A 7,349-nucleotide genomic window follows, 5' to 3' on the forward strand; every position below is an offset into this window, starting at 1 on the left:
GGGTGGGGGAGCGGGTCAAGGTTACGGCGTGGAGGGGCCCGAGTCGAAACGATTTGATCGGGGTGTTGCAGCCGGTGTCGCAGGGCTGGCGTGGAGCCCTTGGTTCAGTCGTTCATCGCCTTGATCACCATGACCGCGAGGCTCACCCGGTCGTGGGCCCTCGCCTCGTCGTCGGCGCTGCCGCCGGACAGCCGCTCGGCCGCGTCGAGGGCGTTGTCCGCCTCGCGCACGATCGTCCACGCCCGGGCGCGTCCCTCATCGATCCCGGCGCGCTCGCAGATGATCTCGAGACGCCGCCGGAGCGACCACCGCACCTGCGACCCGGTGCCGAGCTCGTCGGCGCGGTTCCACAGGGCGGGTGCGATCTCGAAGGCCGGGTCGCCGGCCATCGGCTTCGGGTCGATCGCCAGCCACGGGGAGCGGTAGGCGCCGAGGACGTTGGTGTAGTGCAGGTCGGTGTGGAGGAGGCGATCCTCGGCGGGCTCCCGCTGGGCGAGCTCCGCCGCGAGCGACGCGGCCTGGTCGAGGTAGCGCCGGGGGAGCACGGCCGGTGCCGCCCGGAGCTCCTCGGCCTGCCGGAGGGCGTATGCCGTCAGGCTGGGAACGCGCGGGTGCGGCGGCCGCCGCAGTACCGCCAGCAGGTCCCCGATCACCCCGCACGCCTGGTCGATGTCGACGCGGGTGAGGTCGCGGGTGTGCAGGCGCTCGAGGAGCAGGGCGAACCTCGAGGGGTCGGCGCGGACGAGGCGCACGGCGCCGTGGCCGTTCCAGGTCTGCAGGGCCAGGTGCTCGGTGGCGGCCTCCCGGTGCGGCCACGTGATCTTGAGGACGGCCTCGCCGCTGACGCCCACGACGTCGCGGCCGGAGCCGAGCAGGCGCACCGGGATGACGACCGCGCACACCCCGTTGGTCGCGCGCCCGATGGGTTCGAGCTCCCATTCCGCGAGCAGGTCGGTGATCAGCCCCGGAAGGGTGTCGATCCAGTCCTCGCCGGACTGGTAGCCCTCGGGCTCGTAGCCGCTCACCTCGTGGGCGAAGAGGGCGGGGATGAGGTCGTACATCGGGTCGTAGCTCATGCGGTGGCTCCCGGGAAGGGGGTCAGGGGGACGGCCCAGTCGACGGCGAGAGCCTGGACGCGCGCGCTCCAGCGGGCGACGTCCTCGAGTGAGGCAGCGGTGGGCGTGGCGCCGGCGAGGTCGGTGCCGGATTCGATTGCCGAGGACAGTGTGGAGGTCGCGAGCCGCCGCGCGGCCTGTGGAGTGGTGACCGCGAAGGGCAGGGCCCAGCCGGCAGGGGGTGCGGCGCCGGTCCCGGAGACCGCCTGCTCCAGCCGCACCAGCGCCGCCAGGGTCGACTCGGCGGCGCGCCGCTGGGCTCCGGCGCTCTGGGCGCTCACCACCTCGAAGGCATACACGAGCGGCCCCGTGTGCGCGAGCATCGCGGCGCGGACGGGGCTGGCGGGCGGCGTCGTGACGTCTCGCCCGAGCAGCACGGCGCCGGCCAGACGCTGGCCGTAGGCGGCGGCGAGGAGCTCACGCGTGCCGGCTGTTGCGGCCGTGAGGGCCGTCCAGTCCCGCGGGGCGAGGGAGTCGAGCAGCGCAGCCAGGGCCTGGCGCGTGCGTACCGGCGCTGACGCGGCCGAGGCGGCCGAGGCGACGGCGGAGTCGATGACCGTGGTGGGGACGCCGGCGTTCGTCAGGCGCCCGCGCAGCACGCGCAGCTGTTCGCGGTTCACCGATCGGAGACGTCGCACCAGGGAGTCGCCCTCGTCGGTTGCCAGCACGGAGGTCTCGGCACGCACGACCCGGCCGAGGTCGGCCACCGCGGAGAGCAGCAGCGCCTCGTCGGGTGCCGGGCGGCGGGTGGGAACGGGTGCCGGCGGTGGCGGCAGGTCGAGTCGCAGCCCCCGATCGACGAGCACGGCCAGGGCCGCCGCCCCGGCTCCGACCAGGACGAGGCGGCGTGCGGGGGTGCGTGATCCGTCGCCCACCCGTGACCCGAGCCCCCGGGTGCCACCGTCCATGCCGAGATCCTCGCACGCGAGCGGTGGTCTGCGACGACCGCCCGGCGCCGATAGAGTGGTGCGCACGCGGTGCCGCACCGCCCTCAGGGGCGTGGACGCCGGACATTCGAGAAGAGCAGGAGGCGTCGACTGATGAGCACGGCCCAGGAGATCAGAGCGACGCTCGAGCCGGTGCTCGCGCCCCTCGGGCTCGTCGTCGAGGACGTCTCCGTGTCTCCCGCCGGCAAGCGCCGGCTCGTCCGTGTCCTCGTGGACGCCGACATCGCTGGTCTCGACGCCGCCGACACCACGAGCCCCGTGCCACCTCTCTCCCTCGACGCCGTCGCCGAGGCGACGCGCGCCGTCAGCGACGAGCTCGACGCGAGCGACGTCATCGGGCAGTCGCCCTACGTGCTCGAGGTCTCCTCGCCCGGGGTGGGCCGGCCCCTGGCCTCGCGCGACCAGCTGCGCCGACAGGTCGGCCGCCTGGTCGAGGTCGTCCACCAGGGCGGCACCGACACCGGCCGGCTGACCGCCGTGGGCGCCGACACCCTGGAGCTCGAGGTGGCCGCCATTAAGAAGGCCCCGGCCCGCGTGCTCACCGTCGACCTCGACACCGTCCAGCGGGCCACCGTGCAGGTGGAGTTCCGGCGTGCCGACGCACCTCTCGAAGAGGTCGACGACGTCGACGCCCTGGACGACACGGACGACCTGGACGACTCCGACGAGCCGTCCGCCCTGGAAGGGAACCACTGATGGACATCGACCTCGCAGCCCTGCGCGCCCTCGAGCGCGAGCGCGACATCAGCCTCGACGTGCTGATCCCCGCCATCGAGCAGGCCCTCCTCGTGGCCTACCACCGCACGGACGGCAGCCACCGCATCGCCCGCGTCGAGCTCGACCGCAAGACCGGGCACGTCGTCGTGTGGGCGCGCGAGGAGGGCGAGCTGCTGGAGCCGGCGGAGGAGGGCGAGCGGCCCCAGCGCGGTGAGCCGGGCGCCGAGTTCGACGACACCCCTGTGGGCTTCGGCCGCATCGCCGCCTCGACCGCGCGCCAGGTCATCGTGCAGCGACTGCGCGACCTCGAGGACGAGGCGATCCTCGGAGACTTCAAGGGGCGCGAGGGCGACGTCATCTCGGGCATCATCCAGCAGAGCCAGGACCCGCGGAACGTCCTCGTCGACTTCGGCACGGTCGAGGGCATCCTGCCCCTCGCGGAGCAGGTGCCGGGGGAGCGCTACGTGCACGGCGAGCGGCTGCGATGCTTCGTGGTCAGCGTGAAGCGTGGGCCCAGGGGCCCGCAGGTCGGCCTGAGCCGGACCCACCCGAACCTGGTGCGCACCCTCTTCAAGTTCGAGGTCCCCGAGATCGCCGACGGCACGGTCGAGATCGCCGCCCTGGCGCGCGAGGCCGGGCACCGTACGAAGATCGCCGTGCACAGCAAGGTGCCAGGGGTCAACGCCAAGGGCGCGTGCATCGGCCCGATGGGCGCGCGCGTGCGCGCCGTCATGACCGAGCTGCGTGGCGAGAAGATCGACATCGTCGACTATGCCGACGACCCGGCGACGTTCGTCGCTGCTGCGCTGTCGCCGGCGCGCGTGCAGTCCGTCGAGATCGTCGACGCCGCCGCCCGCAACGCCCGGGTCGTCGTGCCTGACTACCAGCTGAGCCTCGCCATCGGCAAGGAGGGCCAGAACGCCCGGCTCGCCGCCAAGCTCACGGGCTGGCGCATCGACATCCGTCCCGACACCGAGGCGGCGACAGCCGGCGGCGGCGCCTCGGCCGCGTCGGACGAGCGCTGAGCGACGGGTCCCGTGCTGCCCGGGCCGCCCATGGAGCGGGACGGGCCGTGGACGCGGTAGACTTGTCCGTGGCCGACCGGACTGGACTCCGCGCCCAGCCATCCCGCACCTGTGTGGGATGTCGAGGATCGGATAGCTGGTCGGCCCTGCTGCGAGTGGTTGCGGCGACGGACAGAGACGCCGGGGACACCTCCCCGGTCACGCTCCGCCCCGACCCACGACATCGGATGCCGGGACGAGGTGCGTGGTTGCACCCGAGCCCCGAGTGCTTCGAGCTTGCGGTGCGCCGCAAGGCGTTCGGTCGAGCCCTGCGCCTGCAGGCCGCGGTCGACGTGGACGCGGTGGCACGGCATCTGGGCATCCAGCACCCGTAGCAGGCACCGATGCGCGGCCTTCCGGCAACGCACCAGATCAGTCAGAGATCAGTCAACGAACCACAAGGCGGGTTGAAACGCTATGAGCACCCGATGAGTCCTCAGCGATGAGCAAGCCCCAGCAATAACCCACGGTTCGGCCACTTCCTGTTCAGGCCGGACCAGGAACAGGAGAGATGTGGCTAAGGTCCGGGTCTACGAGCTCGCGAAAGAGCTCGGAGTCGAGAGCAAGACACTGCTCGCACATTTGAAGAGCCAGGGAGAGTTCGTCCGGTCGGCATCGTCGACCATCGAGCCCCCCGTCGTCCGCAAGATCATCGAGACCTTCCCTCGGGAAGGCTCGTCCGGCGGCGACAAGAAGCCGGCGGCCCCGAGGGCCGCCTCCACGAGCGCGGCGCCTGCCGCGCCGAACCGCGCTGTGCCCTCCGGTACGACGCCGTCGGCCCCGAGGCCGGCCACCCCTGCTCCTGCAGCGCCGTCGGCCCCCGCGCCAGCCGCTCCCGCAGCACCGCCTGCCCGCGAGGCCGCTCCGGCGCCCGCCGCCAAGGCAGCTCCCGCACCCGCCGCCCCGGCGCCGAAGGCTCCGGCCCCGGCGTCTCCGGCCCCTGCCGCTCCGGCGGCGTCGGCCCCGGGCCGGGTGCAGTCCAGCCGTGACGGTGGTCAGCAGACCTCCGGCGTCCCGGCCTCCCCGCGTCCGGCTCCCCGTCCGGGGCAGCCGCGTCCGGGCAACAACCCCTTCGCCCCGAGCCAGGGCATGGGCCAGTCCCGTGCGCCGCGTCCCGGTGGCGACGCCGGTCCGCGTCCGGGCAACAACCCGTTCAGCCCGAACCAGGGCATGCCCCGCCCGCAGTCGCGTCAGGGCCAGCCGGGCGGTCAGCGTCCCGGTGCTCCCGGCGGCGCACCGCGTCCCGGTGCCCCGGCCGGCGGTCGTCCCGGTGCACCCGGTGGTGCACCGCGTCCCGGCGGTCCGCGTCCCAGCCCCGGCATGATGCCGGAGCGCAGCACCGTCGGACGTCCGGGCCAGCGCCCGGCCGGCGGCCCGGGCCGTGGTGGCCCCGGTGGCCCCGGCGGCGCCGGTGGTGGCCGTGGTGGCTTCGGTGGTGGCCCCGGTGGCGCCCCCGGTGGTCCCGGTCGCGGCGGCTTCGGCGGCCCCCGTGGTGGTGGCGCCGGTCGTGGCTCGACCGCTGGTGCCTTCGGCCGCGGTGGCGGTCGTCCGGTTCGCGGACGCAAGTCCAAGCGCGCCAAGCGCCAGGAGTTCGAGCAGATGCAGGCCCCGAGCCTGGGTGGCGTCAGTGTCCCCCGTGGCGACGGCAAGACGACCATCCGGGTCCGCCGCGGTGCCTCGCTGACCGACTTCGCCGACAAGATCAACGCCAACCCGGCCTCCCTCGTCACCGTGCTCTTCCACCTCGGTGAGATGGCCACGGCGACGCAGTCGCTCGACGAGGAGACCTTCAAGGTGCTCGGCGCCGAGCTCGGCTACGAGATCGAGGTCGTGTCGCCCGAGGACGAGGAGCGCGAGCTGCTCGGCTCGTTCAACATCGACCTCGACGCAGAGCTCGAGGCCGAGGAGGACGAGGACCTCGAGGCGCGTCCGCCGGTCGTGACCGTCATGGGCCACGTCGACCACGGAAAGACCAAGCTCCTCGACGCGATCCGCTCCGAGGAGGTCGCCGAGGGCGAGGCCGGTGGCATCACCCAGCACATCGGTGCCTACCAGGTCGCCACGACGCACGAGGGCGAGAAGCGCGCCATCACCTTCATCGACACCCCGGGTCACGAGGCCTTCACGGCCATGCGTGCACGTGGTGCGTCGGTGACGGACATCGCGATCCTCGTCGTCGCCGCCGACGACGGCGTCATGCCGCAGACCATCGAGGCGCTCAACCACGCGCAGGCGGCCAACGTGCCGATCGTCGTGGCCGTCAACAAGGTGGACAAGCCGGACGCCAACCCGGCGAAGATCCGCCAGCAGCTGACCGAGTACAACCTCGTGGCCGAGGAGTACGGCGGCGACACGATGTTCGTCGATGTCTCCGCCAAGAACGGCACGAACATCGACGGGCTCCTCGAGGCCGTCCTGCTCACCGCCGACGCGGCACTCGACCTGCGGGCCAACCCCGACAAGGACGCTCGCGGTGTCGCCATCGAGGCGCACCTCGACAAGGGCCGCGGCCCGGTCGCGACCGTCCTCGTCCAGTCGGGCACGCTCCACGTCGGTGACTCGATCGTGGCCGGCAGCGGCCACGGCCGTGTGCGCGCCATGCTCGACGAGCACGGCAACAGCGTCGTCGAGGCGGGTCCATCGCGTCCGGTCATGGTCCTGGGTCTGACGTCAGTCCCGGGTGCCGGTGACACGTTCCTCGTGGCTCCCGACGACCGCACGGCCCGGCAGATCGCCGAGCGTCGTGAGGCCGCGTCGCGTGCGGCGAGCCTCGCCAAGCGCCGCAAGCGCATCTCGCTCGAGGACCTCAACGAGGCTCTCGCGGCGGGCAAGGTCGACACCCTCAACCTCATCCTCAAGGGTGACGTGTCGGGTTCGGTCGAGGCGCTCGAGGACGCGCTGCTCAAGATCGACGTGGGCGACGAGGTCGACCTGCGGATCATCCACCGCGGTGTCGGTGCGATCACGCAGAACGACGTCAACCTCGCAACGGTCGACAACGCGATCATCATCGGCTTCAACGTCCGCCCCGCGGAGCGTGTCGCCGAGCTGGCCGACCGGGAGGGCGTCGACATGCGCTTCTACTCGGTCATCTACCAGGCGATCGACGACGTCGAGGCAGCGCTCAAGGGCATGCTCAAGCCGGAGTACGAAGAGGTCCAGCTGGGCACGGCCGAGGTCCGCGAGGTCTTCAAGTCGAGCAAGTTCGGCAACGTCGCGGGTTCGCTCGTGCGCTCCGGCGAGATCCGGCGCGGGACCCGTGCCCGGATCATCCGCGACGGCACCGTCATCGGCGAGGGCATCGAGATCACCGGTCTGCGTCGCTTCAAGGACGACGTCACCGAGGTCCGCGAGGGCTTCGAGTGCGGTATCAACCTCGGCAACTTCAACAACATCGAGATCGACGACGTCATCGAGACGTTCGAGATGCGCGAGAAGCCGCGCGCCTGAGCCAGGCCAGGATCGACGGCGCCGGTCCCCACGGGGATCGGCGCCGTCGCCCCGGC

Annotated in this window: 6 protein-coding genes; 4 read left to right on the forward strand and 2 right to left on the reverse strand. The window is 72.5% G+C overall.

Features of this window, described 5'->3' with window-relative positions:
* Window positions 1-104: 104 nt before the first annotated feature.
* Together AC3WRT_RS20450 and AC3WRT_RS20455 are read right to left on the reverse strand one after the other, a co-directional pair.
* On the reverse strand, window positions 105-1,076 hold the full coding sequence (locus AC3WRT_RS20450) for an aminoglycoside phosphotransferase family protein (protein WP_492725221.1): 972 nt from the start codon (window positions 1,074-1,076) through the stop codon (window positions 105-107).
* Entirely contained in the window at window positions 1,073-2,023 is a 951-nt protein-coding gene (locus AC3WRT_RS20455; protein WP_492725223.1) for a hypothetical protein, read from the reverse strand. The genes AC3WRT_RS20450 and AC3WRT_RS20455 overlap by 4 nt, the downstream gene beginning before the upstream one ends.
* A gap of 132 nt (window positions 2,024-2,155) precedes the next feature.
* Between AC3WRT_RS20455 and rimP the strand changes: the two genes are divergently transcribed.
* From rimP to infB, 4 genes are all read left to right on the forward strand, one after another.
* Window positions 2,156-2,758, forward strand: a complete 603-nt coding sequence (gene rimP, locus AC3WRT_RS20460) for a ribosome maturation factor RimP (RefSeq protein ID WP_492725224.1) — start codon at window positions 2,156-2,158, stop codon at window positions 2,756-2,758.
* Window positions 2,758-3,804, forward strand: coding sequence for a transcription termination factor NusA (gene nusA / locus AC3WRT_RS20465; RefSeq protein WP_492725225.1), 1,047 nt, complete (start codon window positions 2,758-2,760; stop codon window positions 3,802-3,804). The genes rimP and nusA overlap by 1 nt, the downstream gene beginning before the upstream one ends.
* Window positions 3,805-3,917: 113 nt before the next feature.
* Window positions 3,918-4,178: a YlxR family protein gene (locus AC3WRT_RS20470; protein WP_492725229.1), complete on the forward strand. Its 261-nt coding sequence runs from the start codon at window positions 3,918-3,920 to the stop codon at window positions 4,176-4,178.
* A gap of 178 nt (window positions 4,179-4,356) precedes the next feature.
* Entirely contained in the window at window positions 4,357-7,293 is a 2,937-nt protein-coding gene (gene infB, locus AC3WRT_RS20475; RefSeq protein ID WP_492725227.1) for a translation initiation factor IF-2, read from the forward strand.
* Window positions 7,294-7,349: the final 56 nt, after the last annotated feature.

The sequence above is a fragment of the Terrabacter sp. FW104-15G4B genome (genome assembly GCF_058790095.1).